This is a genomic window from Streptomyces sp. NPDC028289 (assembly GCF_055565975.1).
The window spans coordinates 1,600,859-1,625,885 of sequence record NZ_JBVHTI010000001.1; the positions used below are offsets into that span (position 1 = coordinate 1,600,859).

Here is a 25,027-nt window from a genome sequence, read left to right on the forward strand (position 1 = left end):
TGACCGGCGTGGCGGGAACGTACCCCCGCGGCCCGCGGCGGGTCCTCAAGCGAAGCTCAGATCAGCCGGGTGTTACCCGGTTGTCGAACGACGCCGGTCAGAACGTGACGTCCGAGCAGGCGTAGAACGCGTTGCCCGTGTCGGCGATCGTCCAGACCGCCACGATCACGTGGTGACCGCTCAGCCCCGACGGCAGGGTGCCGCTGTGGCTGAGGGTGGCCGGCGGGCGCTGGCCGTTGTAGGGGACGGTGAGGAACGGGGTGGTGTTGAGGTCCGAACGGGCGAGGGCGTGGTTCTGGTTCCAGCCCTGCTTGGTGACGTAGTACTTGAAGTCGGTCGTGGCGTGCATCGCCGTGAACTGCCAGCGGAACGTGTACGTCTGGCCGCCGGTCACCTTCGTCGTCGGCCAGGCGCCGCCCGAGGGCGTGGTCGGCGAGCTGAGCTGGGCGAACCTGCTCAGCCCGCCGTTGCAGATCTGGCCGTCGGCGGGACCGGCCGCCGGGAAGCCCTTCGGGCCCTCGACGCTCTGCGGCTCGTACTGGATGTCGCCGCAGTTCGTCACCGTGCCGTTGGCACAGAGCTTCTGCCGGCTGATGGGGAGGTCGGTGTAGCCGTGCCCGCTGGCGCCGCCGGTGGAGAGTGCGAAGGCTCCGGCGGTCGCCACGCCGAGCACGACGGCCGACACCTTGGTCCGTTTACGCATGCTGCCGCTCCTGGAGAACGTGGGGGAGGTTCAGTGAGCCGTGCAGGTCTAGACCAAGTTCCAGATTATTGCCGCCTGTTGAGCATGTCCATACCAAACGGGGGTCCGTCCCCGTCACGGCACGGGCTCGGTGCGCCCCGAGCAGAACGCCACCGTCAGGTCACGCACCAGCACCTTGCGCTCGTAGTCGTCGAGTTCGACGAGTCCGCGCATGGTCAGCCGGGTCACCGTGTCCTCGACCGAGTCCACGACCGAGGTGAGCATGGTGGCCCGCTGCCGGGCGTCGAGCGCGGCGATCCGGCGGCGCTGCATGGCGGCGGCGACCTCCGGCGCGTACTCCACGCGGACCGGCTGCACGGAGAACACCTCCAGGCCGATGCCCGCCGCGTCCGCCGCGACCAGCCGGGTCAGCGCGTCCGTGGCCATCTCCACCGAACCCCGGGCGGTGCCCGGCGGCTCCACCGGCACCCGGGCCAGTGCGGCCTCCACGCACTCGCGCAGATACGTCTCGTGGTCCTCGACCCCGAGCACCGCCCGCGCGGTGTCCCGCACCCGCCACACCACCAGGACGACGACCCGGAGCGCGACCCCGTTGCCGTCCGCCGCCGGCATCTCCTCGCTGCGCCAGTGCCGCAGCCGGACGTCGACCCGGCGGCGCTGCAGCAGCGGGTTGACCCAGAGCAGGCCGGTGCGCCGTACCGTCCCCCGGTAGCGGCCGAACAGGCCGAGCACCCAGGCCCGGCCGGTCGTCCCGCGCGCGAGCCCCGCGAAGCCGGCCAGCCCGAGCGCACCGGCCCCGGTGTACGCCGCCCACTGCGCCGGGCCCAGCCCCGCGCCCCCGTACGTCGGCAGGCGCAGCGCGTGCGCCGCGAGCGGCGGCAGCACCCCCGCCCACCAGGAGGTGGCGAGCCCCCCGGCCACTCCGCCGAGCCCGGCGCACACGCCGGCCGCGCCCGGCAGCACCCGGGCCGGACGCTCCACCAGGTCGGGGTCGACGGCGGCGGCCGGCCGGGGCTTGGCCGGGAACGGGCGGCGCAGCCGGGGCTGCTCGCCGGTGCCCTGCCTACGGCCGACCACGGCGGGCCGCAGCGGCACCGACACCGGGTCGGGGTCGTCGCGGAACAGCAGGTGGACGGGGATCTCGGTGGTGATCTCGTTCTGGATCAGCCGGGGGGTCGGGCGGGTGGGCGGCCCGCCGTCCGGGGGCCCGTCCGCATCAGGGGTGTGTTCGGTGGTCGTACTCATGCCTGCCTCCAGCCTCCGCGCCAGATGCTTCAGGTGGTCCTCAAGGGGTCGGGATCGGGGTCGGGGTCGTCACAGGAACAGGCGTCGCCAGGTCTCCGGCCCCGGGTAGCCGTCGGCCGCGCCGCCGCGCCAGCCCTGGGCGCGCTGGAACGCCTCGACGGCCCTGCGGTCCGCCTCGCCCCAGGCGGGATGCGCACCGTCGGGGTAGAACCGGCCGTAGCCCTTCTCGACCAGCTGCCTGCCGAGCCGGGTGACGTAGTCGTTGGCGGCGCCCGGGCGGAAGAGGTTCTTGCCGGGGTAGCCGGGGACCCCGTGCGAGGCGGGGGCGGACGGGGCCGTGGTGGCGGACTTGATGTTCTTGCCCCTGCCGGTGGCGAGGAGTTCCCAGGTGCCCGGTCCCGGCAGGCCGTCGGCGGCGGCGCCGGTCCAGCCCTGGGCCCGCTGGAAGGCCTGGGTGGCCCGCTGGTCCGACGGCCCCCAGGCCGGCCCCGGGCCCTTGGCGTAGTAGCCGCCGGCGCCCCGGGCGATCAGCAGCTGCCCGAGGAGGGTCACGTACTTGTTGTGGGCACCGGGCCCGAAGTAGGCCGCCCCCGGGTACACCACCGACGTCTTCGCGGCCTGGGCGCCGGGCGTGGCCGGGTCCGCGATCAGGCCCTTGTAGCGGTAGGGGACGTACTTGGCGGAGTTGCTCCAGTAGGCGTAGGGCGTGGACTGGCTGCGGGCGTGCGGGGGTGTCTGCTCGTACGCCGTGTAGTAGGTGTGCGTGTAGTCCGTCCAGCCCCCGAAGAGCACGACGTGGGAGCCCTTCTCGGGGTCGTCCGGGTTGTGGAAGAGCAGCATGTCGCCGGGCTGGAGCTCCTCCTTGGTGATCTTCGTGCCGAACTGGTCGAGGCTCCCGGTCCACTCGTTGCCGGTCAGCCCCCAGGCCATGGAGACGTAGCCGGAGCAGTCCTGCCGGTATCCGTCCGTCCAGTAGAGGGTCATGCTGTACGGCACCTTGGCGGTGACCCAGGTCTTGGCCCGGTTGATGATCTGCGTGCGGGTGATGGGGGGCGTCGTGACCGGGCCCTGGACGGGCTTGCCGTTGGGGCCGTGCAGGGGGGACTTCACGCCCTGCGGGGTCTCGGGCTGGGGGTCCACGGGGGTGGCGGACCGGTGCGGGGCGGGCGGGGTGCTGTGGGCGGCGGCGGTGGGGGCGCCCGCGGCGAGGGCGGCGGACGTGGCGGCGGCCACGACCAGGACGCCGCGGGCCGCCGGGTGTCCGCCGAAGCGGCCGGGCAGCGGGGAGGGGCTCACCCGCCGCCAGTGGACGCAGCCGGGGCAGTCGCAGGTGGTCGCGGGGTCGAATTCCTCGAAGACCGGGGCCGGCATGCGATTCCCCTCACACTTCATGTTGATATGTCCGGGACTGTGCACGTTGATCAGTTTCCCAACTGTGGCCCCGGTGCGCATGCTGACGGTCCGAATGATGTACAGAAGAGGGCGGACGGGGGTCGCCCTGATGGCCGATGGTCGGGAGCACGGTTCCCCGTCGGGTAGAGTTCTCGATGTCAGCAGGCGCCGCTAGCTCAGTTGGTTAGAGCAGCTGACTCTTAATCAGCGGGTCCGGGGTTCGAGTCCCTGGCGGCGCACAGACACCCAGAAGGCCCTCCGCAGCAGCGGGGGGCCTTCTGGCGTACACCCCGGCGGTCACGCGAGGCCACTTCGGCGCCCCATGCCCCCTCTTGCCTCTTCATGTCAACGACCGACACGACCGATCCACACAATCGCCACACGCTCCACAATGAACGCTTATGCCCGGTAAACACGGCGTTTCGCCCTTGCGATCATGTTGGGCAGCGTAGAACCCTGGTTGTCCAAAGTGCCGGTGTTTCGCGGCACTTGGGGGGTAGATAGCCGGTTGCCAGATCTGCGGGGTTGAGGGGCCCCGTCATGAATCGGTGCCGAGGGGGGCACCATGCAACCGGACGGTCACGGTCCGTGTCCATTTTCTGTGGGACGACTGTGCCCCGCCATTGACGCGCCCAGCAGGGTCGAGGGGGATCCGAGCGGGCTCCGGGACCGATGAATCACGCGCTGATCTGCGTGTGGGGGGATGACTCATGACGTCGACGCCGATGGGCGCCCGGCAGGAACAGGAATACGACCCGTCACAGACCGCACAGCTCCGGGTGCCCGCGCACCGCACCGCCGCCGCCCTGGGCCGCATAAAGAAGACCCTGCCCAGATACGACTACGAGCACTACAGCCGGCTCGCGGGCCCCCTCACCCAGCCCGACCCGGCCCGGCCGTACACCGTGCAGTACCGCTCGCTGCTCTCCCAGGAACCGCACCGCGTCCGCGCCGCGCTGATGCTGGGCGCGGCCCCGCTGCTCTCGCTGGTCCTGCTGACCTGGCTGCTGCAGCCCGAGCACTGGACCCAGCGGGACTACCCGGCGTACGACTTCCTGCCGGCCCTCGACATCGTGATGCTGGTGTCGATCGGCCTGATCGAGTTCTTCCGCTGCCTGAACGTGCTGTCCAACGCGCACGCCACCCTGGTCGCCCGCGACCCGGTCCCGGTGGTCCCGGAGACCGGCACCCGGGTCGCCTTCATCACCACGTTCGTGCCCGGCAAGGAACCCCTCGACATGGTCACCCGCACCCTGGAGGCGGCCGTCCGGCTGCGCCACCGGGGCCTGCTGCACGTGTGGCTGCTCGACGAGGGCGACGACGCAGAGGTGAAGGAGGTCTGCGCGCGCCTGGGCGTGCACCACTTCACCCGCAAGGGCGTCGAGCGGTGGAACCGGCCACAGGGCCCGCACCGCGCGAAGACCAAGCACGGCAACTACAACGCCTGGCTGGAGGCGCACGGCGGCGAGTACGACTTCTTCGCCTCCGTCGACACCGACCACGTCCCTCTCCCCAACTACCTGGAGCGGATGCTGGGGTACTTCCGCGACCCGGACGTCGGCTTCGTCATCGGCCCGCAGGTCTACGGCAACTACGACACGTTCGTCACCAAGGCCGCCGAGTCCCAGCAGTTCCTCTTCCACGCCCTGATCCAGCGCGCCGGCAACCGCTACGGCGCCCCCATGTTCGTCGGCACCTCCAACGCCGTACGGATCAGGGCGATCCAGCAGATCGGCGGTCTGTACGACTCGATCACCGAGGACATGGCGACCGGCTTCGAGATGCACCGCGCGAAGAACCCGGCCACCGGCCGCAAGTGGCGCTCGGTATACACCCCGGACGTGCTCGCGGTCGGCGAGGGCCCGAACGCCTGGACCGACTTCTTCACCCAGCAGCTCCGCTGGTCCCGGGGCACGTACGAGACGATCCTCAAGCAGTACTGGAAGGGCCTGTTCAGCCTGGGTCCCGGCAAGCTCTTCAACTACACCATGATGATCATCTTCTACCCGATGTCGGCCCTCAACTGGATCCTGGCGGCGCTGAGCTGCGCGCTGTTCCTGGGCCTGGGCGCCTCGGGCGTGAACATCGACCCCGCCGTGTGGCTGATGCTCTACGGCAACGCCTCCGCGCTCCAGATCGGCCTCTACGTCTGGAACCGCCGGCACAACGTCTCCCCGCACGAGCCGGAGGGCTCCGGCGGGGTCGCCGGCATGGTGATGTCGGCTCTCTCCGCACCCGTCTACGCCCGCTCCCTCATGGACGCCGTGCTGCGCCGCAAGAGCAGGTTCGTGGTCACCCCGAAGGGCGAGTCGGCGAGCCCCGACACCCTCTTCGGGACCTTCCGCATCCACTGGTTCTTCATCCTGGTCTTCGGCGGCTCGCTCGCCGCGGGCTTCGTCGAGGGCCACGCGCAGCCCGCGATGCTCACCTGGGCCACGCTGGCGCTGCTGATCACGGCCGCGCCGATCTTCGTCTGGCGGTACACCCTGCGGAAGGAGCGCGGGGCGTCCGGGGCGGTGCCCGAACCGGAGGACGCGGTGCCGGCCGGCTACCTGCCCGCGGGACACGCGCCGCGGCAGCGGCCGACCTGGACGCCGCCCACCGGCACCCCCGCCGAGCAGACCCTGCGGATCGCGCTCGGCGGTCCGGGCGGACCGAGGGGCAGCGGCGGACCGGGAGGTCGTGAGGCATGAACGACAGCGCCGGCCGCCGCCGGGCCCGTCGGCTCGCGATCAGTACCGTGGTCGTTCTCGCCCTGGCCGGGATGAACGGGCCGTGGCTGTACCGCTTCGGGACCGAGCGATACCACCAGTACAAGATCAACAGACCGGAGTACAAGGCCGCGAACGGCCACTGGGACATCATCGAGTTCCCGAAGGAGTACCGCCAGGACACCATCCACGCGGTGCTCCTGCACACCGGGAAGGTGCTGCTCGTCGCGGGCTCCGGCAACAACCAGGACAACTTCGACGCGAAGATCTACGACAGCCGGATCTGGGACCCGGTCAAGGGCACGATCAAGAAGGTGCCCACCCCGGCCGACCTGTTCTGCACCGGCCACACCCAGCTCGCCAACGGCAACATCCTGATCGCGGGCGGCACCAAGCGGTACGAGAAGCTCAAGGGCGACGTCAAGAAGGCCGGCGGCGTCATGATCCTCTACAACGAGAACCCGGACAAACCGATGACCCTGCCCAAGGGCACCCGGTTCACCGGCAAGCAGAACGGCAAGACGTTCGTCTCCGACGACTCGGCGCTGATCCCGCGCGCGACGAAGGTCTTCGACAGGAAGACCGGCAGGTTCCTGCGGAACAACCCCGGTTACGCCCGCGTCGTCGTGGAGGCGCCCGAGCAGGGCACCAGGTACGAGACCGGCACCCAGGACAACTACAGCATCGCGGGACTGACCGGCGCCGACGCCCGCAACACCTACGGCATCGCCAACAAACTCGGGATGGACAAGCGGGACTTCGAGGGCATCAAGAACGCCTACGAATTCGATCCGGTCGCCGAGAAGTACATCAAGGTCGACCCGATGAACGAGGCACGCTGGTATCCCACGCTCACGACACTGTCCGACGGAAAGATCCTCAGCGTCTCCGGACTCGACGACATCGGGCAGCTGGTGCCCGGCAAGAACGAGGTCTTCGACCCGAGGACGAAGACCTGGACGTACACCAAGTACAAGCGCCAGTTCCCGACCTACCCCGCGCTGTTCCTCCTCCAGGACGGCAGGCTCTTCTACTCCGGTTCCAACGCCGGGTACGGCCCGGACGACGTAGGCCGGGACCCCGGCATCTGGGACGTCGACACCAACCGGTTCACCAGGCTGTCCGGGCTCAGCGACCCGAACATGCTGGAGACGTCCGGGACGGTGCTGCTGCCTCCGGCGCAGGACGAGAAGTACCTGGTGGTCGGGGGCGGCGGGGTCGGCGAGTCCGCGCTGTCCACGAGGAAGACGCGGCTGATCGACCTGAAGGACCCGAACCCGAAGTTCGTCGACGGCCCCTCGCTGGAGAAGGGGACGCGGTACCCGCAGATCTCGGTGCTCCCGGACGACAGCGTGCTGGTGTCGGGCGGCTCCGAGGACTACCGGGGGCGCGGCGCCTCCGACATCAGACAGGCGCGGATCTACGACACCGCCACGAACTCCTTCCGGAGGGTGGCCGACCCGCTCGTGGGCCGCGACTACCACTCCGGGTCGATCCTGCTGCCCGACGGCCGGGTCATGTTCTTCGGCTCCAACCCGCTCTTCGCGGACAAGGCGAACACCAGGCCGGGGGTCTTCGAGCAGCGGATCGAGATCTACACGCCGCCGTACCTGTACCGGGACTCGCGGCCGTCGCTGAGCGGGGGCCCGCAGACCATCGCACGGGGCGGCACGGGAACGTTCACGTCGCGGCATGCGTCGACGATCAAGAAGGTGCGGCTGATCCGGCCGAGTGCGACCACCCATGTCACGGACGTGGACCAGCGGTCGGTCGCCCTGGACTTCAAGACGTCCGGGAACCGGATCACTGTGACGGTGCCGGGGAACCGGAACCTGGTTCCTTCAGGGTGGTACATGATTTTCGTGGACGACGATCAGGGGACGCCGAGCAAGGCGCAGTGGGTGAAGGTGCCGTAGCGCTCCCGCGGGACGGGACTTCGGGTGCGGGAGCGCTGTGGCTGGTCGCGCCCGCGCGGCGGAGCCGCAGATCGACTCCGCCCCGCGCCCCTAGGTTTCTGATCCTTGCGCCAGTTTCAAAGCGTAGGTCGGCCACCAGTTGCCTGCCTGGGGGCCGCCCTTGCAGGTGCCGTCGGACTCGCCGGGGCGCTTGACCCACAGGTAGGCGTCCACCAGGGGGTCCGCCGTCTTCGTCGTCGGGGTCTCTCCCAGGGCACGGCCCGGGGGGTTGCACCAGCGTTCGTCCGGATTCCCGCCTGTGTACGGGCCGTTGCCGTTTCTGCTGGTGTCGATGACGAAGTGTTCGTCGCCGACCTTCGCCGAGAGCTGCTTGCCGTAGGCGATGGAGTCCTGGGTGGAGTAGAAGTTGGAGACGTTGACGGCGAAGCCGTCCGCCTGGGCGATGCCCGCCTGTTGGAGGGGGCGGTAGATCTGGTCGGGGTGGCCCCAGCCGGCGTTGCCGGCGTCCAGGTAGACCTTGGTGGACTTGAGGGACTTCAGCTTGCCGACCGCGTAGTTGAGCAGGCTGTAGCGCTCCTCCTGGAACTGGGGCGGGGTGCAGCCGTCGACCATGTGCAGTACGGCGTCCGGTTCCAGGATCACCGTGGCGGGACGGTCCTGGATGCCCCGGGCGACCCCGTCGATCCACGCCCGGTACGCGTCGCCGTCGGCCGCGCCGCCCTGGCTGTACTGCCCGCAGTCACGGTGCGGGATGTCGTAGAGGACCAGGAGGGCCGTGCGGTCGGACTTCTGGGCGGCCTCGGTGAAGCCGCGCGCCTCCTGCTCCGGGTTCTCCGGGCCGATCCACTCGCCGGTCGGCTGTGCCGCTATCTTGCGGATCTGCTCGGCGTCGCCGTCCTTGCCGGCCTTCGCGTAGGCCTTCACCTGGCGGGCCGCGTTGGAGTCCGGGTTCACCCAGAACGGGTCGGCCTCCTTGGGCTGTTGGGTGATCACCGCCTGCGGACTCGCGGCCGGCTTGCCCCCGCCCGAGCCGCCGCCCGAGGAGCAGCCCGCGAGCAGCAGCGCCGCCCCCAGTGCCCCGGCCCGGGCCGCCGAGCGGGCCCCCCTGCTGTCGTACATCCAATTCCCCCCTGGGTGCACTTGGCCAGAGCCCAATCGTGACATACCCACCGCTCTCGCCACGAGATCGCCCAACCCTTGTCGGTGAGCTGTTACAGCCGCCGTTGACGGGCTTGGCGAGCGCGAACCTAGGCCCGGGCGCCCGTCGCCCTCTAGAGTCGCTTGCGGGCGGCCCGGACACCGGCCGCCTTCCCAGCCTCCCGTGCCTGACGCCGGGTTGCTCCCGCAGCCCGAGCTCGCGCGGTCGAGGACCGGCCCGGTCGGCGGTCTCAGGGGAGCGGGCCGTCGACCGGGCGACAGGTGGTGCGTGCGGTGCCGGGGCCCTATGCGGCGGTGCCGGTGAGGTACGCCGAGACGACCACGTTCGCCGTGTAGCTGTGGGTCGTCCGGTCGAAGGTGCCGCCGCAGGTGATCAGGCGGAGCTCGGCGCGACCCGACTCGCGGGTGCCGTAGGCCTGTTGGGCGTCGAAGTGGTCGCGGGGCAGGACCCGGACGTCGTCGACGGTGAACTCGGCGACCGTGTTGTCCGCGCGGACCACGCGGATCGTCTCGCCGGGGCGCATCGCGCTGATCTTGTAGAAGACGGCGGCCCGGGTCTCGGTGTCGACGTGCCCGACCAGGACCGCGGTGCCGGCCGCGCCGGGGTAGGTCCCGGAGCCGTACCAGCCGACCACACCGGGCTGGTCGAAGGGCGGCGGGTCGACCCCGCCGTCCCCGTCGAGGCCGCGGGCGACCACGGGGGCCTGCACGCCCAGGTCCGGTATGTCGACGCGCTCGGGCACGGCCGAGGTCAACGGCTTTGCTGCGGGCGGGAGTTCGGGATCCGACGGAGGGCGGCCGACGGCGGCCACGTCGCCCGTGGTGGGCCCCGTCATGCCGTCGGGTATCTCGGTCACCCCGCGACCCCACAGCCACAGCCCGAGCAGCAGGACCGCCCAGGCCACCCCGGTCAGCAGCCGTCCGGTGCCGGGGGAACGTTCGGTGTCGTCGGACATCGTGCTCCCGTCCTCAGCGCGAGCTGCGCCGGCGGCGGGCGCTCAGCAGTCCGACGGCGGCCGCGGCGAAGGCGGCGAGGAGCAGGCCGGTGACCGCCTGCGCGGTGTCCGGACCGGCCGAACGGGCATCCACCGAGGCGAGCGGAGCGGTGCCGCCGCCGCCCGCGTGCACGGGAGCGAACGGCGAGGCGGGCACCACGCCGGGCGCGTCCGGCTGGGACTGCCGTACGACGGTGACGCTGCCGGCGACGGCGGAGCCGCCGCAGGTGACCTGCACGGTGTAGCTGCCGGCGCCGGCCGTGGAGCGGACCTGGGCCTGGCCGGTCAGGTCGCCGCCGGTGCCGGCGAGGTGGACGTCCGTCACGAAGGCCGTCGAGGCGGCGGTGCCGGTCGTACCGGAGCAGCCGCTCGCCCGCAGCGCCACCACGGATCCGGCGGGCGGGGAAGCAGGGGTCACGGTGACGCCCTGGCCGTCCGCCGCGAGGGCCGCCGCGGGGGCGAGACCGGCGGCGCAGACCAGGAGTCCGGTACAGAGAGTGAGGGGAATTGAGCCCATCGTGAACCTCCAGATATCTGGAGGCTCCCCCGCACGGGGCGCCCCCGCATCCTCTGGGGGCGCCTTGTTGCTCCGTACGGGTGGTCCCAGGTTTGGTGCCCGCCGGTCGCAGCCGGTCCGGAGTCGGTCCGGGACCGGTTCAGATCCGGTCGACGAGGTCCGCGATGGAGTTCACGACCTCGGAGGGGCGGAAGGGGTAGCGGTCGACGTCGTCCGGCTGGGTGACGCCGGACAGCACCAGGAAGGTGCGCATCCCGGCCTCCAGGCCGGCGAGGACGTCGGTGTCCATGCGGTCGCCGATCATCGCGGAGGTCTCCGAGTGGGCACCGATCGCGTTGAGGCCGGCCCGCATCATCAGCGGGTTGGGCTTGCCGACGAAGTACGGCTTCTTGCCGGTCGCCGCGGTGATCAGCGCGGCGACCGAGCCGGTGGCGGGCAGGTCGCCCTCCACGGACGGGCCGACGTTGTCGGGGTTGGTGGCGATGAACCGGGCGCCGTCGTTGATCAGCCGCACGGCCTTGGTCAGCGCCTCGAAGGAGTAGGTGCGGGTCTCGCCGAGGATGACGAAGTCGGGCTCGTGGTCGGTGAGGATGTACCCGATGTCGTGCAGGGCGGTGGTCAGGCCGGCCTCGCCGATGACGTAGGCGCTGCCGCCGGGCCGCTGGTCGTCCAGGAACTGGGCGGTGGCCAGCGCCGAGGTCCAGATGTTCTCCACCGGCACGTCGAGCCCCATCCGGCGCAGCCGTGCGTGCAGGTCACGGGCGGTGTAGATGGAGTTGTTGGTGAGCACCAGGAAGGGCCGTCCGGACTCCCGCAGCTTCTTCAGGAAGGCGTCCGCTCCGGGGATCGGAACCCCCTCGTGGATGAGGACCCCGTCCATGTCGGTGAGCCACGACTCGATGGGCTTGCGCTCTGCCATGTGGTGCGTCTCCAGGTGAGCTGTCCTGTGTGCGTTTGGGCGCCGGAACCACGGCGTACCGACGCCCCAGCCTAGACACAGCCGGGATCACCCGGGAATGGCCGGTTCGCCTGCCGGCCCGCCCAGGGATCGACAGGGGGCAGCGCCATGGCCGTCGCCGTGGCCGTCACCCGACAGCGGTCACCGCCGTCGGCGCGCCAGCAGGAACGCACTCGCTCCTACGGCGAGCAAAGCGACGGCGGCCGTGAACAGCCCGTGGGCCAGGCCGAGGCCGGTGCGGGCCAGTTCGCGGGCGCGTTCCCCGGCCTCCCAGGGTCCCTCGGCGCCCCAGGCACCCCGGTTCTCCCAGGCCTCCCGGCGGCGGTCCCAGACCTCCCGGCCCTCCCAGCCGTCACGCCGGCCGTCCCGCTTTCCGCCGGCGGCCTCGTCGGTGAAGGGCGAGGCGCTGCCCCCGGGGGAGGCGGCGGGGGTGGCACCCGGGCTGGTGTCGGGACTGGCGGGGCTTGCGGGGCTGGTCCCCGCAGGTGTGCGCGCGGGCGTCTCCGGGCCGACCTGCGAGGAGCCACTGGAAGGGACGGCGGGGGCGACGCTCGCGGGCGGCCGCGGCGGTGCCTCGCCACCGATGCCGAAGCGGTAGTCGTTCGACTCCCCCACCCACTCGCCGTCCGCCCCCTGCCGCTGCACGACGGCCGCGTTGGCCGTGACCCCGTTCCGTACGGCGTCGGAGGTGACGGCCAGTCTCACCTTGACCGAGACGGTCGCCCCGGGCGCCACGGTGAGCCCCGGGAATCCGGTCCCGTCGAAGACGCCGACCAGTTCGGACTCGTCGGTCTCCGTCAGCGGGACCGGGCGGGTGCGCGGGCCGTCGTAGAACTCCAGCTCGGTCTGGGACGGCTTGAGGGCCTTCTTGTCGTCGACGAGGACGACGACGGGGTGGATGTCGGCGCAGGTGCGGCCGGTGGTGTTGGTGAGGTCGAGGTACCAGGTGCCGAAGCCGCCGCCGGGCTCGTAGGACGAGGGGCCGTCGTGGAGGCGGGTGGTCAGGGGGAAGCCCTGCTGGTCGGCGCCCGCGCAGGACGCCTCGGCGACGGCGGGGGCGGCCGTCGCCGGGGACGCGGGGGTGAGTACGGCGGCTGCGGCGGCCAGGCAGAGGGACAGGGCGGTGCTCAGTCGCATGCGCATGGACAGGTGACTCTGCCGGGCGGGAGCCGGAGAAGACGGACGCCACTCCGCGGAAGCGGCCTACTCCGCCCGATCAGCCGCACGCTGTTCGCCATACACGCCCGAAGCCCGCCAGGGGCACAACCGCCGTTCGCCGTGCCCGCCGAACCCCTGCACCGACGCACCCCGTTCGCCATACCCGCTAGGAACCTCGGGTCAGCCAAGGCCCCTTCGTCATGCGCGGCCGAAGCCCATCCACCGAGGACTTCGTTCGCCATACCCGCCCGAAGCCCGGTGCAGAGGCGCTCCCCGTCGCCATATCCGCCAGAAGCCCGGTGCAGAAGCGCTCCCCGTCGCCATTTCCGCCAGAAGCCCGGTGCCGAGGCACCCCCCGTCGCCATATCCGCCAGAAGCCCGGTGCCGAGGCACCCCCCGTCGCCATATCCGCCAGAAGCCCGGTGCCGAGGCACCCCCCGTCGCCATGCCCGCCAAAGCCCGTGCAATGACGCACCCCGTCCGCCACACCCGTCGCAAACCCGGTGAAGAGGACTTCCTGTCGCCATGCCCGACCGACCCCGTGCAAGGGCGCACCCCCTTCGCCATGCCCCGCCGACGCCCCGCCCATTGCACCGACGCACCCCGTTCGCCCTGCCCGCCGAAACTCGTGCGCGGGGGGGCGCACTCCGTTCAGCCGTCCGCGCGCCCGAACAGTGGAGCGAGCAGCAGCTGGGCCGCGCCCTCCGCGACCCCCCGGCCGCCGCCGGGAGCGAGGCGGACCGGGACGGCCGTGCGCAGGCTCCCCTCCCGCCGGGTGTGCGCGTCGAGGACGGCGGCGACGCCCCGTACGAAGGGCTCCGGCGCGGCGGCGATCGTCCGGCCGCCGAGCAGCACGAGGTCGATGTCGAGCAGGCCGGCCAGGTTCGCGGCCCCGACGCCGAGGACCCGCGCCGCCTCGGCCACGTCGCCGCGGGCCACCGCCGCCAGGCACAGGGCCTCGATGCAGCCGCGGTTGCCGCAGTGGCAGGGCGGCCCGTCGAGCTGGACGACCTGGTGCCCGAACTCCCCGGCCCCGGTCCGCGCCCCCCGGTGCACGGTGTCGCCGATCACCAGGCCGGCGCCCAGCCCCGTACCGAGGAGCAGGCAGGCGAAGGAGCCGCCCTCGCCGCCGACGGCGAGTCCGAGGGCCGCAGCGTTGCTGTCCTTGTCGACGACGACCGGCACCCCGAGCCGCTCGGCGAGGGCGTCCCGCAGCGGGAAGCCGTCCCACTCGGGGAACCCGGTGACGCGGTGCAGCACCCCGTGGCTGTGGTCGAGCGGCCCTGGCGCCCCGACCCCGACCCCGAGCAGGGTGTCGCCGCCGCGTTCGACCAGTTCCCCGGCCAGCTCCACGACCGCGCCGAGGACGGCCTCCGCCCCGGCCCCCAGGTCCACCGCCGCCTGCCGGTCCGCGACCACCGTGCCGTCGAGGTCGACGAGCACCGCGCGCAGCTCGTCCCGGTCGAGCTGGATCCCCACCGCGTGCCCGGCGTCCGGCACCAGCCGCAGCACGGTGGCGGGCTTGCCGCCCGTGGACGCGCGCCGCCCGGCCTCCGCGGCGAGGCCGTCCTCCCGCAGCCGGGCGGTGATCTTGCTGACCGCCTGCGGGGTGAGCCCGGTCCGCTCGGCCAGTTCGAGCCGGCTGATGCCGTCCTCCCCGGCCGTGCGCAGCAGGTCCAGCACCAGCGCGCTGTTGTGGCTGCGCATGGCCGGCAGATTCGCCCCGACCGCCCCCGGCCGCCCGCCGGCCGCCCCCGCTCGCCCGCCGGCCACACCCGGCCGCCCGCTCCTCGTCCTGTTCACGCCACTCATTCTCCCTCCCACTTGCACTTTGGCAACAGCGTTGCGAAAGTAGGACGCATGACAGCTGCTGCCACTCCCCTCCGCGTCGGCCTCATCGGCTACGGCCTCGCCGGATCCGTCTTCCACGCCCCCCTGATCGCCGCCACCGAGGGCCTGGCCCTGGACACGGTGGTCACCTCGAACCCCGAGCGGCAGGCGCAGGCGAAGGCCGAGTTCCCCGACGTCCGGACGGTCGCCACCCCCGACGAGCTGTTCGACCGGGCCGCCGAGCTCGACCTGGTCGTCATCGCGTCCCCGAACAGGACGCACGTCCCGCTGGCGACGACCGCCCTCAAGGCGGGCCTCCCGGTCGTGGTCGACAAGCCGGTCGCCGGCACCGCCGCGGAGGCGCGCGAGCTGGCCGCCCTCGCCGAGGAGCGCGGTCTGCTGCTCTCGGTCTTCCAGAACCGCCGCTGGGACAACGACTTCCTGACGCTCCGCAAGCTGCTGGCGGACGGCGAACTCGGCGACGCCTGGCGCTTCGAGTCCCGCTTCGAGCGCTGGCGTCCGCAGCCCAAGGGCGGCTGGCGCGAGTCCGGCGACCCGGCAGAGATCGGAGGTCTCCTCTACGACCTCGGCAGCCATGTCGTCGACCAGGCCCTGGTCCTCTTCGGCCCCGCCACCGAGGTGTACGCCGAGTCGGTGATCCGCCGGGCCGGCGCCGAGACGGACGACGACACCTTCATCGCCGTCACGCACGCGAACGGCGTCCGCTCCCACCTCTACGCCTCGGCGACGGCGGCCCAGCTCGGCCCGCGTTTCCGGGTGCTGGGCTCGAAGGCCGGTTACGTCAAGTACGGCCTGGACCCGCAGGAGGACGCCCTGCGCAAGGGCGAGCGCCCGGGCACCTCGGCCGCCTGGGGCCAGGAACCGGAGTCGCTGTACGGCAGTATCGGCGCCGGGGAGTCCCCGGTCACCGGCGGCGGCCGTACCGTCCCCACCCTCCCCGGCGACTACCCCGCGTACTACGCGGCCGTGGCCCAGGCCCTGCGGGGCGAGGGCCCCAACCCGGTGACCGCGCTGGAGGCGGCCGCCGCCCTGGACGTACTGGAAGCAGCCCGCCGCTCGGCGCGAGACAAGGTGACGGTGACCCTCTGATGCACCACCCGCAGCTCACCCCGAAGACCACTCCCGAACTCACCCCGTCCGTGGAGGAGCTGGAGAAGCAGGAACGCCGCCTGGTGTTCCGGCGGTTCACGTACGACGACGCGTGGGCCCTCGGCTCCCTGCTGGTGGAGATGGCCCGGGAGCGCCAGGCCCCGGTCGCCGTCGACATCCACCGCGCGGGCCAGCAGCTCTTCCACGCGGCGCTGCCCGGCTCCACCCCCGACAACGACGCGTGGATCACCCGCAAGCGCCGCGTGGTCGAGCGCTACGGCTCGGCCTCCTACCTCGTCGGCGCCCGCTTCCGCGCCAAGGGCACGACCTTCGAGGAGTCCTCCCGCCTGAACCCGGACGAGTACGCGGCCCACGGCGGCTCCTTCCCGATCACCGTGGAGAACGCCGGCGTGATCGGCTCGGTGACGGTCTCGGGCCTCCCCCAACTCCAGGACCACCGCTTCGTGGTGGAGGCACTGGAGAAGTTCCTGGAGCTGTAGACGCCGACAACTGCAGCGCCCTGTAAGGGGCGCTGGGGGCACCCCCGGCCGAAGGCTGGGGGAGGAACTGCGCGAGCAACCACGACGAAGCCGCACCCGCCCGCGCAGAGCACCCCCGCCCCCTTAGGCGTCCTTGAACTCCTGCCGCTGACGACCAAGCCCACTGATCTCCAGCTCCACCACATCCCCGGCCCGCAGGAACGGCTTCGGCTCAGGCGCGCCGAGCGCCACCCCCGCCGGAGTCCCGGTGTTGATGACATCCCCGGGGTACAGCACCATGAACTGACTGACGTACCGCACCACTTCCGCCACCGAGAAGATCTGCTCGGCCGTGGTCCCGTCCTGCTTCAGCTCGCCGTTCACCCAGAGCCTCAGCGACAGGTCCTGCGGGTCGCCGACCTCGTCGGCCGTCACCAGCCACGGCCCGAGCGGGTTGAACGTCTCGCAGTTCTTCCCCTTGTCCCAGGTCCCGCCCCGCTCGATCTGGAACTCCCGCTCGGACACGTCGTGCGCGACCGCGTACCCGGCGACGTACGCCAGCGGATCCTCGTCGTCGGCGACATAACGTGCCGTACGCCCGATGACCACCGCCAGCTCCACCTCCCAGTCGGTCTTCACCGACCCGCGCGGCACCAGCACGGTGTCGTTCGGCCCCACGACCGTGTCCGCGGCCTTGAAGAAGACGACCGGCTCGGCCGGCGGCTCGGCCCCCGTCTCGCGGGCGTGGTCGTGGTAGTTGAGCCCGATGCACACGACCTTCCCGATCCGCCCCACCGGCGGCCCGATCCGCAGCCCGGTCGCGTCGAGCACGGGCAGCTCCCCGGCCTCGGCGGCGGCCCGGACCCGCCCGAGCGCGGCGGCGTCGGCGAGCAGCGCCCCGTCGATGTCGTCGACGAGGCCCGTCAGGTCCCGCAGGACACCCTCGGCGTCGAGCAGCGCGGGCCGCTCCGCCCCCGCCGTACCGACTCGCAGCAGCTTCATGGTCGTCACCATCTCCCTCGACAGCAGTCGCCCAGCCGATGGGTGCAGCCATCGGAGGACTGGTCGATCCTCCAAGATGAGCGTGCAGCGGGCAAGAGCCTGTTCATGTACTGGACCGTAGGCACCACGGCCCTCACCTGTACAGCACGGCGCGCTCCACCGCGCTCCACGTCGTGCTGGTCACCACGTACAGCGCGGCGGCCAGCGGCACGACGGCCACGGTGACCAGCGTGAAGTACGACAGGTACGGCATCGCCTTGGTGACCGCGCCGACACCGGGCACCTGCTGGTCCCCCTCGCCCGGCACCGCCACCGCGACCGCTGCCGCCGTCGTCCGCCGGGCGCGGCGGAAGTTGAAGGTGGCGACGGCGGCGACCACCGCGAACAGCGCCAGATAGACCAGCCCACCACCGCTCCCGAACCCGCCGTCGGCGAGGACGTCGCTCCACCGCCCGCCGAGCGGAGCGCCCAGCAGCGCATGGGACAGCAGACCGTTGCCGTGGCCGCCGATCGTCGAGTTGGAGAAGAGGTGGTAGAGCACGAAGAACGCGGGCAGTTGCAGCAGTCCCGGCAGGCAGCCGGAGAGCGGTGACACCTTTTCCGCCGCGTGGAGTTCCAGCACCGCCTTCTGCAGGGCTTCCTGGTTCTTCCCGTGCTTCTCGCGCAGTTCGGCGATTCTCGGCTGGAGCGCGGCCCGGGCGCGCTGGCCGCGGGCGGCGGCGCGGGACAGGGGATGTACGAGCAGTCGTACCAGAGCGGTGAACAGGACGATCGCGGCGGCGGCCGCGGAGGCGTGGAAGAGCGGCTGGAGCAGGTCGGCGAGATGCTCGACCAGGCCGGCGAAAGCGGACATGAAGGCGGACATGGGTGGGAGCCCTCCGGGGGTCTCGTCGTGCCGTACGTGCCGTGGGTGAAGAGGTGGAACGGCATGACGACGCACGCGAGGTCACCCGGGGCCGGGGACCGGGGTGGTCTACGCGGGGGTCGCCGGGAGGGCGTGTCCGGGTGCTCGCGGACGGCTGCGGCCCCTCGCGTCCGGGTCGCGCTGCGGCAGGAAGGCCGTACGCCGGGCCCGGTCGCGTATCGCCGTACGGACCCGGGTGGGCGGCACGGCGGGCGCGGAGCGGGCGGCGAGGACCGAGCAGAGGGCGAGAGCCGAGCCGGCGGCGGCGGTCGCGGCGAGCGCGACGGTGGTGAAGAGGCTGCCGGAGTCGAGCAGCAGGAGATCGAACAGCAGGAGCAGCAGGAGGGCGAGGGCGACGGGGCGGGACGACGGCACGGCCCAGCGGCGATTCATGTGCGCCCCTCCCCCCTCACTCTCCCTGTGACCGGTTATACATGATCCGTCACCAGCGGCTCCAGGAGCCTCTTGGGCTTCAGGAGCGCCCGGCTGACCGGGTCCGCCGGGTCGGGGTCGAGTCCCGGGCCCGGCGTGATGACAACGTCCGCGACGGGGACGACGGTTCCGCAGGCGGGGCATTCACCGTACGAGCCGAGTTCGGTCCCGCACGCCACATGGCGGAAGTAGCGCAGCCGACAGTCCATGAGGTGCTCGCGCCCCCAGACGGCGAGGGTGCGCAGGACGGGAAAGAGCTCGATGCCGCGCTCGGTGATGACGTACTCGTCCCGGGGCGGCGACTCCTGGTACCGGTGCTTCTCCAGGATCCCCTCCTGGGTGAGCGTCTTCAGGCGGGCCGACAGGACGGCGCGCGGGATGCCGAGGTGGACGAGAAAGTCGTTGTAGCGCCGGACGCCGTAGAGCGCGTCGCGGATGACGAGCAGGGTCCAGCGCTCGCCGACGACCTCCAGTGCCCTGGCGATCGAGCACTCCTGTGTCGCGTAGTCCTTGCCCAGTGCCATGGAGACCACCTTAGCCAGTTTCCCGATAGCGGGTTCAATGAATGAACCAACGGTGCTACGGTACCCCCATGACTAGGTTCAATGAAAGAACCATGAAGCGTGCGAGCCCCGCACCCGTCAACGACCCCGACACCGACAGTGCCCGTAGCGGCCGCCCCACCCTGGCCCTCACCAGCGCCGCGACCGCCGTGGCCCTGATGACGTACACCGCCCCGGTGGTCACGCTCCCGGACACGGTCGCCGCACTGCACACCCCGCTCTCGGGGCAGGCCTGGCTGCTGAACGGCACCCCGCTCGGCCTCGCCGCCCTTCTCCTGGTCGCGGGCAGCCTGGCCGACGACTACGGCCGCCGCCGCGTCTTCGTCGCCGGCACCCTCGCCCTCGGCCTGACCACCGCCCTCGGCGGCCTGACCACCTCCACCTGGGCGTTCACCCTGGCCCGGGTGGCGCAGGGCGCGGCCAGCGCGGCGATCCTGGCGAGCAGCCTGGGCCTGCTGGTGGCCGCCTTCCCGAGCCCGCGCGGCCGGCTGCACGCGACCGGCGTGTGGGGCGCGTTCGTGAGCGGCGGCATCGCCCTCGGCCCGCTGGTCGCGGGCGCGATGCCCAGCTGGCGGGTGGCGTACGCGGTGCTGGGCGCGGCCGCCCTCCTGGTGGCCGGACTCTCCTTCCGCACCCTCACCGAGTCCCGCTCACCGCGCGGCGGCCGCCCGGACATCGCCGGGGCCCTGGCCTTCGGTCTCGCGCTGGTCTCCCTGGTGGCGGCCCTCACCCTGGGCCGGGACGGCTGGCTGCGCGCACCGGTGGCCCTGCTGCTGGCGGCGACGGTCGTCCTGCTGGGCGCCTTCACCCTGATCGAGCGCCGCTTCGCCCCCACCCCGATGATCGACCTGACCCTCTTCCGCACCCCCCGCTTCCTGGTCTCCTCCCTCAGCGGCCTGGTCACGGGCCTGACGGTGATAGGCCTGTTCAGCTACCTCCCGGCGCTGCTCCAGCAGCTGCTGAGGATGTCCGCGATGGACACGGCATGGCTGTTCCTGCTCTGGTCCGGCCTGTCCTTCACGGTGGCGCTCCAGGCCAAGCGGCTGGCGGGCCGGGTATCGCCCCGCTGGCAACTGGCCGCCGGTTTCCTGCTGCACGCGGCCGGCGCGCTGACCATGCTGGGCGCCCTGGACGCGGGCTCCTGGCCCCGCCTGCTGCCCGGCCTGGTCCTCGGCGGCGTCGGCAGCGGCCTCCTCAACGCCGCGCTCCCCCTCCAGGCGGTGGAGTCGGTCCCCGCCGCCCGGGCGGCGATGGGCTCAGGCGCCCAGCAGACCTTCCGCTACATCGGCTCCTGCGCGGGCGTGGCCCTGACCATCGCCCTCGCCACGTCTTCCGGCGGCGGCCTGGCGCACGGCGCGGACGTCGCGATGGCGGTCTCGGCAGGAGTGGCGGTGCTGGGAGCGGCGGGGGTGGTGGCGCTGCGCGAGCGGGCCTGAACCGCCCGCTACCCGGCGGCCACGACCTCACCGGCCGTGACCTGAGGAGGATGGGGCAGCAGCGAGGCGAGCTGGTCCCGCACGAAGGCCGCCGCCCTCCTGACCGACTCCTCGGCCCCGGCCTGGTCGTCGTACACACTCGTGGAGAGCATCACGCCGTCCCCGGCGTCGACCCAGTAGTAGGCCACGAAGCCGGGGACCTGGCGGAGGAGCGGGACGAACCCCTCGTCCACCAGGCGTCCCGCCTCGGCGGGGTCCGTCACCCCTTCGTACCGCCGAACCACTGCGTACATAGCCGATCTCCTCACGGATCCCGAGGCCTTCCGTGACCTCCCGGGACCTCCAGGGGCCACCCTTCTCGAAACGGACATACCCCCCGAAGCGCGCCACCCGCTCCTGGCATGCCCGGAAGCCCCTCGGATAGGCGCATGGATCACCGCAACCACGCTCCCCATACCCCCCACCCCGCACTACGCCCGCGGCCGCGTCGACACCAGCTTCCCCCACACCACCATCCGGTACCGGGACGTGAACTCCGGCGTGCAGGTGGTGAGCGTGATGTAGTACCCCGGCTCCTTGTACCCGTACGACGGCTTCACGATCGACCGCGGTACGGGCCGTACCACCCCGGAGTCGCGCGCCGACGTCTGCGGCAGGATCTGGTCCACGACGTACGTGTAGGTCGCCGACGCCGTCTCGACCTCGATGGGATCCCGGAGCCGGAGCCGCGGCAGGTAGCGGAACGGCTCGCCGTGCGTGTTCCGGTGCCCGGCGAGCGCGAAGTTCCCGGCCTGGCCCGGCTGTTGGGTGCCGGGGTAGTGGCCGACGTACCCGTGGTTGAGCACCTTCGGCTTGCTGACACCCTCGGCGACCGGGACGCGCAGCCCGAGCCGCGGGACGACGAGGACGGCGTACGCCTGGGAGGCGACGACACGCGTGGTGTACGACGTCTGCCGCCGTCCGCCGCCGGAGGCCCCGCCGGACGCCGCGGAGCGCGCCGTACCGGAACCGCCCTTCTCCCCGCCGCCCGACCCCCCGGAGCCGTTCGCCGCCCCTCCGCCGCCCCACTCCCGCTCCAGGGCCTCCACCTTCCGCGCGGCCCCCTGCTTCGCCTCCCGGTTGGTCCACCACAACTGGTGCACGACCAGGAGCATGAGCACCACACCCACGGTGACGAGGAGTTCGCCCCCGGTCCACAGCACCCGCCGACGCCGGGCCCGCCACCGCCGCTCACCGTGCCCCACGACCCGCACCGCGCACCTCCCACCGACCCCCGGCCGGACTCGCCGGCCCCGGTCGGTCCCGCACGATAAGGCGCCCGCCGCCAACTCACCAGAGCCGCGGGGATTCCTGTCCGCGTCGGCGCATCAGCTCTCCGTGATTCCGACGCCGTCGAGAAGAGCCGTGTACGCGCCTTCGGCGCGACGACCGGGAGCCGTGTCCTGCGGGGTGTGGGCCAGGAACTCCGCCGTGGTTCCGGTCTGCAGGATCCGGCCCGAGTGAAGGACCGTGACGTGGTCGGCTTCCTCCGCGAGGTCCTGGACGTCGTGCGTGGACATCAGGATCGTCACCTCACCCGACAGTGCGGCCAGCACGTTGCGGAACGCCCGACGTTGCTGTGGGTCGAGGCCCGCGGTCGGTTCGTCCAGGAGCAGGACCTGGGCGTCGTGAACGAGCGTGGCGGCCACACCGAGGCGCCGCAGTTGCCCGCCCGAGAGCCTGTGGGTCTTCACGCCGGCCTGTCCGGTGAGATTGACACGGTCGAGCGCGGCAGCGGCCTGGTCGTGTGCCACGCCTGTCGCCATTCCCTTGAGCCAGCCCGCGTACGCGACGTACTCGTGTGCGGTGAGCTGCGGCATCGGCTGTACGTGCTGCGGTAGCCAGCCGACCATGCGCCGGTACGTACGGGCGGTGGAGGGTGTCCCGTCGAGCGTGACCGTGCCGCGCGCAGGTCGGGCGGTACCGGCAGCGAGCCTCAGCAACGTGGACTTCCCCGCCCCGTTGGGCCCGAGGAGCACGGTCAGCCCTCGTGGAAGCGTGTAGGTGAAGTCGACGAGGACCGGTTTGCTCCAGCGCCGGTACGCATACGTCACGTCGTCGATGCGGATCGTCATGAGAGCTCCTGGCGGGCACGGAGAAGAACGGTCAGGCCGGCTGTCAGCACAGCGACCGCCGCGACAGCGGCATGCACGGATGCGGCCGGTTCGGGCAGGACGGTCCAGGGGTCGGGATCGGGATAGGGGCGGTGCGAGAAGAAGACGACGAGCGCGATCCACACGAGCGGTACCGTCACGGCCGCCTGACGTGCCCACGGCCTTGCCAGCAGCATCAGGCCGGTCAGGAAGGCGGCGTTGCGGGCCACGGACACCCCGGTCGCCGACCGGAAGACCCCGGCCAGGAGGAGGCATGCGGCTGTCGCCGCCAGGACCAGCAGTACGTCGCGTGCCGGCACACAACGGACGGCGGCCGCCTCGACGGCGGCCAGCCCCGAGTCCAGGGACAGCGAGAGCGCCGCTACGACGGGGATTGGAAGAAACACGGTCAGGACCGCTTGCTGGCTGTTGGAGAAGAGGGACGGCAGCAGGACGTACTCGCCGCCGATCCACACCGTGAGTCCCATCGACAGCACGATCAGTCCGGTGAGGACGGTGAGAGCGCGCCGCGCCCTGAGCCACCACCACATCAGGCGCACGCCTTCCTGGAGGTGCTGACGAACCAGGCGGCCTGCTCCTTGGGCGGGCGGCTGAGGACCCTGCGGAGCACGCCGTCGACGTCACCTGGCGAACCCTGCCGGTCGATGATGTTCCGCAGTTGTTCCCATGACCGGGTGGTGCCGGTGATGTGGGCGGCCCATGCGATGGCCTCACGGCGCAGGAGGGGGTCGGGGCGCGCGCAGTTCATGTCCGTGGCAGCGACGGCGACGGCGAACTCGGCGTCGTGGCGACCGGTGGCGACCGTCAGGGAAACACGCCACGTCGAGGCCGTCGACGGCGGGGAGAAGCGCCCCTCGGGCAATGTGTCCACCACGGTCGCAGGGTGTCGCGGAACACCGGCGTGCTCGAAGTCGGCCAACACCGTGCGGGTGGCGGCCACGGCCTGGGGCAGCGCCTCGGCCGTCTGTTCCGGCATGCAGACGTCGGTGCGTCCCGCATGCCCGCACTTCATCGTGACCGCATAGTTCCTGAGAGGCGGGGTGTAGCCGTAGTCCTTGACTCCCTCGTAGGTGCTCGTGACACCCGCGACGGCGACGACCAACGCGGCCGCGGCTCCCGCCGTGGGGCGGAGCACCGGGGACCAGGCCACGATCAGCCCGACGGCGATGCTGCCGGTGAACGCGACGTGGGGCCACAGAGCGCCCCAGGTCGGTGCCTCGCCGAACATCAACTCCTCCGGGAACGCACCGGACACCTGTCGTGCCCAGGGCGCGTCGACGGTCACGGTGAATGCCACGGCGACCCAGGTCAGTACCGCGAGTACCGGTGCCGCGATCACCTTGGGCAGCCATCGGCCGACGGTGAAGCCGATGACAGCGTGTTCCACGCACACGATCATGCCCACGACCAACGGCGAAACGCTGTCCCAGGTCGGCCGTGATCCCTCCACAGCCAGCGCCACCGCCGGAGGAAGGATCAGCATCAGCCAGGCCAGCGTGACGACGGGGAGCAGAGCCTGGGCGGCGATCCGGTACCGGGACCTGGCGTGGTTCATGTCCCACACGCCGGCCTGCCGCAGCGTCCCGGACACCCAGGCGGCGAGCGCCGAGGTGACAGCGTAGGCGAACGGGTAGGCGAAGCGGAGCGGATACGACGTGATCTCGGGCGCGTACCCGTAGGTGTCGGACGGCGGGTGCCCCGGGCCGCCCAGGTAGTACAGCAGCGGCAGGGCGAGCGCGACAGGAGCCGCCCACAGGGCGGGTGAACTGCGGTACAGGGTAGTGAGCTTCACGGTCTTCCCGGTCGGAGCGGTGAACGAGACGGGTGACCGCCCCCGTTCTTCCGACGGAGGCGGTCACCGGCTTGCGCGATGCGCACAGGTCCTAGTCCGCCGCGGTGTTGTCGACCATGATGACCTCGACGTCCAGCTTTCCCACACCGCCCCACACGCCGTTGACACTGAAGTAGTAGTCACCCTTGGGGAGATCGTGCCATGCGCCGTCGCTCTGGTGCATGTAGCCCTTGAAGCACTCGGTGTAGGTCTTGGTGTCGTAGTCGGCGTCCGGCCACGCCGAGATGTCCCGGTGCATCTGGATCGTCGTCTTGTACGGCGTGCTGCCGCCGGAGCTCTCGGGGCCGCTGCAGTTCCTGTACATGACTTCCGAGTACTGCTCGTCAGCCCACCTGCGCGACTCCTGCCCCTTGCTGACGTTGTAGAAGTAGCTGCTCCACAGGAAGTCCTCGGCCCACGCCGTTGACATGGACAGCATGGTGACCGCTGCTGTCACCGCAGCAACGATCCCCCCGCGTCGTATTCGCACGTACTCAGCCCCCACTGGTCGTCTGAAGGTGTCAACACCCGAGC

24 protein-coding genes and 1 tRNA gene are annotated in these 25,027 nt (G+C 71.7%); 6 read left to right on the top strand and 19 right to left on the bottom strand.

What is annotated here, in order from left to right; genetic code table 11:
* Positions 1–97: 97 nt before the first annotated feature.
* From ACZ4UV_RS07065 to ACZ4UV_RS07075, 3 genes are all read right to left on the bottom strand, one after another.
* Positions 98–703, bottom strand: a complete 606-nt coding sequence (locus ACZ4UV_RS07065; RefSeq protein ID WP_390042765.1) for a lytic polysaccharide monooxygenase auxiliary activity family 9 protein — start codon at positions 701–703, stop codon at positions 98–100.
* Between the two features lie 114 nt (positions 704–817).
* Positions 818–1,948, bottom strand: a complete 1,131-nt coding sequence (locus tag ACZ4UV_RS07070; RefSeq protein ID WP_467836199.1) for an SPFH domain-containing protein — start codon at positions 1,946–1,948, stop codon at positions 818–820.
* A 69-nt stretch (positions 1,949–2,017) separates the two neighbouring features.
* Positions 2,018–3,319, bottom strand: coding sequence for a peptidoglycan-binding protein (locus ACZ4UV_RS07075; RefSeq protein WP_467836202.1), 1,302 nt, complete (start codon positions 3,317–3,319; stop codon positions 2,018–2,020).
* 186 nt (positions 3,320–3,505) lie between these two features.
* Between ACZ4UV_RS07075 and ACZ4UV_RS07080 the strand changes: the two genes are divergently transcribed.
* From ACZ4UV_RS07080 to glxA, 3 genes are all read left to right on the top strand, one after another.
* Positions 3,506–3,579, top strand: a tRNA-Lys gene (locus ACZ4UV_RS07080).
* A gap of 471 nt (positions 3,580–4,050) precedes the next feature.
* Positions 4,051–6,033 carry a glycosyltransferase family 2 protein gene (locus ACZ4UV_RS07085; protein ID WP_467836205.1) on the top strand — a complete coding sequence of 661 codons (1,983 nt, stop codon included), beginning with the start codon at positions 4,051–4,053 and terminating at the stop codon, positions 6,031–6,033.
* Positions 6,030–7,967, top strand: coding sequence for a radical copper oxidase GlxA (glxA, locus tag ACZ4UV_RS07090; RefSeq protein WP_467836209.1), 1,938 nt, complete (start codon positions 6,030–6,032; stop codon positions 7,965–7,967). Before ACZ4UV_RS07085 ends, glxA begins: the two co-directional genes overlap by 4 nt.
* 90 nt (positions 7,968–8,057) lie before the next feature.
* Here glxA and ACZ4UV_RS07095 read toward each other — a convergent pair whose 3' ends face one another.
* From ACZ4UV_RS07095 to ACZ4UV_RS07120, 6 genes are all read right to left on the bottom strand, one after another.
* Positions 8,058–9,086, bottom strand: coding sequence for a glycoside hydrolase family 6 protein (locus ACZ4UV_RS07095; RefSeq protein WP_467836211.1), 1,029 nt, complete (start codon positions 9,084–9,086; stop codon positions 8,058–8,060).
* A gap of 323 nt (positions 9,087–9,409) precedes the next feature.
* Positions 9,410–10,081 (bottom strand): class F sortase, encoded by a 672-nt coding sequence (locus tag ACZ4UV_RS07100; RefSeq protein ID WP_467836214.1) that lies wholly within the window; start codon positions 10,079–10,081, stop codon positions 9,410–9,412.
* A 13-nt stretch (positions 10,082–10,094) separates the two neighbouring features.
* Positions 10,095–10,637, bottom strand: coding sequence for a hypothetical protein (locus ACZ4UV_RS07105; RefSeq protein WP_390042753.1), 543 nt, complete (start codon positions 10,635–10,637; stop codon positions 10,095–10,097).
* A 139-nt stretch (positions 10,638–10,776) separates the two neighbouring features.
* Entirely contained in the window at positions 10,777–11,556 is a 780-nt protein-coding gene (locus ACZ4UV_RS07110; RefSeq protein WP_351491055.1) for an HAD-IIA family hydrolase, read from the bottom strand.
* 180 nt (positions 11,557–11,736) lie between these two features.
* Complete coding sequence (locus ACZ4UV_RS07115) at positions 11,737–12,738, bottom strand: hypothetical protein (protein ID WP_467836218.1); 1,002 nt, start codon at positions 12,736–12,738, stop codon at positions 11,737–11,739.
* Between the two features lie 666 nt (positions 12,739–13,404).
* Positions 13,405–14,565: an ROK family transcriptional regulator gene (locus tag ACZ4UV_RS07120; RefSeq protein ID WP_451018275.1), complete on the bottom strand. Its 1,161-nt coding sequence runs from the start codon at positions 14,563–14,565 to the stop codon at positions 13,405–13,407.
* Between the two features lie 48 nt (positions 14,566–14,613).
* Here ACZ4UV_RS07120 and ACZ4UV_RS07125 point away from each other — a divergent pair, with 48 nt between their 5' ends.
* Together ACZ4UV_RS07125 and ACZ4UV_RS07130 are read left to right on the top strand one after the other, a co-directional pair.
* Entirely contained in the window at positions 14,614–15,693 is a 1,080-nt protein-coding gene (locus tag ACZ4UV_RS07125; RefSeq protein ID WP_467836220.1) for a Gfo/Idh/MocA family oxidoreductase, read from the top strand.
* Positions 15,693–16,193: a heme-degrading domain-containing protein gene (locus ACZ4UV_RS07130; RefSeq protein WP_467836223.1), complete on the top strand. Its 501-nt coding sequence runs from the start codon at positions 15,693–15,695 to the stop codon at positions 16,191–16,193. Before ACZ4UV_RS07125 ends, ACZ4UV_RS07130 begins: the two co-directional genes overlap by 1 nt.
* Positions 16,194–16,316: 123 nt before the next feature.
* Here ACZ4UV_RS07130 and ACZ4UV_RS07135 read toward each other — a convergent pair whose 3' ends face one another.
* The 4 genes from ACZ4UV_RS07135 to ACZ4UV_RS07150 form a co-directional block, all read right to left on the bottom strand.
* Positions 16,317–17,174, bottom strand: coding sequence for a fumarylacetoacetate hydrolase family protein (locus ACZ4UV_RS07135; RefSeq protein WP_451018278.1), 858 nt, complete (start codon positions 17,172–17,174; stop codon positions 16,317–16,319).
* A 133-nt stretch (positions 17,175–17,307) separates the two neighbouring features.
* Positions 17,308–18,039 carry a YidC/Oxa1 family membrane protein insertase gene (locus ACZ4UV_RS07140; RefSeq protein WP_467836228.1) on the bottom strand — a complete coding sequence of 244 codons (732 nt, stop codon included), beginning with the start codon at positions 18,037–18,039 and terminating at the stop codon, positions 17,308–17,310.
* Positions 18,040–18,147: 108 nt separating this feature from the next.
* The gene (locus tag ACZ4UV_RS07145) at positions 18,148–18,471 is read right to left on the bottom strand and encodes a DUF6412 domain-containing protein (RefSeq protein WP_451018280.1); all 324 of its coding nucleotides are present in this window, start codon (positions 18,469–18,471) and stop codon (positions 18,148–18,150) included.
* Between the two features lie 35 nt (positions 18,472–18,506).
* Positions 18,507–19,034, bottom strand: coding sequence for a winged helix-turn-helix transcriptional regulator (locus tag ACZ4UV_RS07150; RefSeq protein ID WP_451018281.1), 528 nt, complete (start codon positions 19,032–19,034; stop codon positions 18,507–18,509).
* Positions 19,035–19,102: 68 nt separating this feature from the next.
* On the opposite strand from ACZ4UV_RS07150, the gene ACZ4UV_RS07155 reads away from it, so the two are divergent.
* The gene (locus ACZ4UV_RS07155; protein ID WP_467836231.1) at positions 19,103–20,509 is read left to right on the top strand and encodes an MFS transporter; all 1,407 of its coding nucleotides are present in this window, start codon (positions 19,103–19,105) and stop codon (positions 20,507–20,509) included.
* Between the two features lie 8 nt (positions 20,510–20,517).
* On the opposite strand, the gene ACZ4UV_RS07160 is transcribed toward ACZ4UV_RS07155, so the two are convergent.
* From ACZ4UV_RS07160 to ACZ4UV_RS07185, 6 genes are all read right to left on the bottom strand, one after another.
* Positions 20,518–20,802, bottom strand: coding sequence for a hypothetical protein (locus ACZ4UV_RS07160; protein ID WP_451018283.1), 285 nt, complete (start codon positions 20,800–20,802; stop codon positions 20,518–20,520).
* A 177-nt stretch (positions 20,803–20,979) separates the two neighbouring features.
* Entirely contained in the window at positions 20,980–21,753 is a 774-nt protein-coding gene (locus ACZ4UV_RS07165; RefSeq protein WP_451018284.1) for a class E sortase, read from the bottom strand.
* Between the two features lie 123 nt (positions 21,754–21,876).
* Complete coding sequence (locus ACZ4UV_RS07170; protein WP_451018285.1) at positions 21,877–22,623, bottom strand: ATP-binding cassette domain-containing protein; 747 nt, start codon at positions 22,621–22,623, stop codon at positions 21,877–21,879.
* Entirely contained in the window at positions 22,620–23,201 is a 582-nt protein-coding gene (locus tag ACZ4UV_RS07175) for a hypothetical protein (RefSeq protein WP_451018286.1), read from the bottom strand. Before ACZ4UV_RS07175 ends, ACZ4UV_RS07170 begins: the two co-directional genes overlap by 4 nt.
* A complete protein-coding gene (locus tag ACZ4UV_RS07180) occupies positions 23,192–24,454 on the bottom strand; it encodes a DUF7224 domain-containing protein (RefSeq protein ID WP_451018287.1) in 1,263 nt (420 codons plus the stop codon). Before ACZ4UV_RS07180 ends, ACZ4UV_RS07175 begins: the two co-directional genes overlap by 10 nt.
* A 91-nt stretch (positions 24,455–24,545) precedes the next feature.
* Positions 24,546–24,923, bottom strand: coding sequence for a hypothetical protein (locus ACZ4UV_RS07185; RefSeq protein ID WP_390042717.1), 378 nt, complete (start codon positions 24,921–24,923; stop codon positions 24,546–24,548).
* Positions 24,924–25,027: the final 104 nt, after the last annotated feature.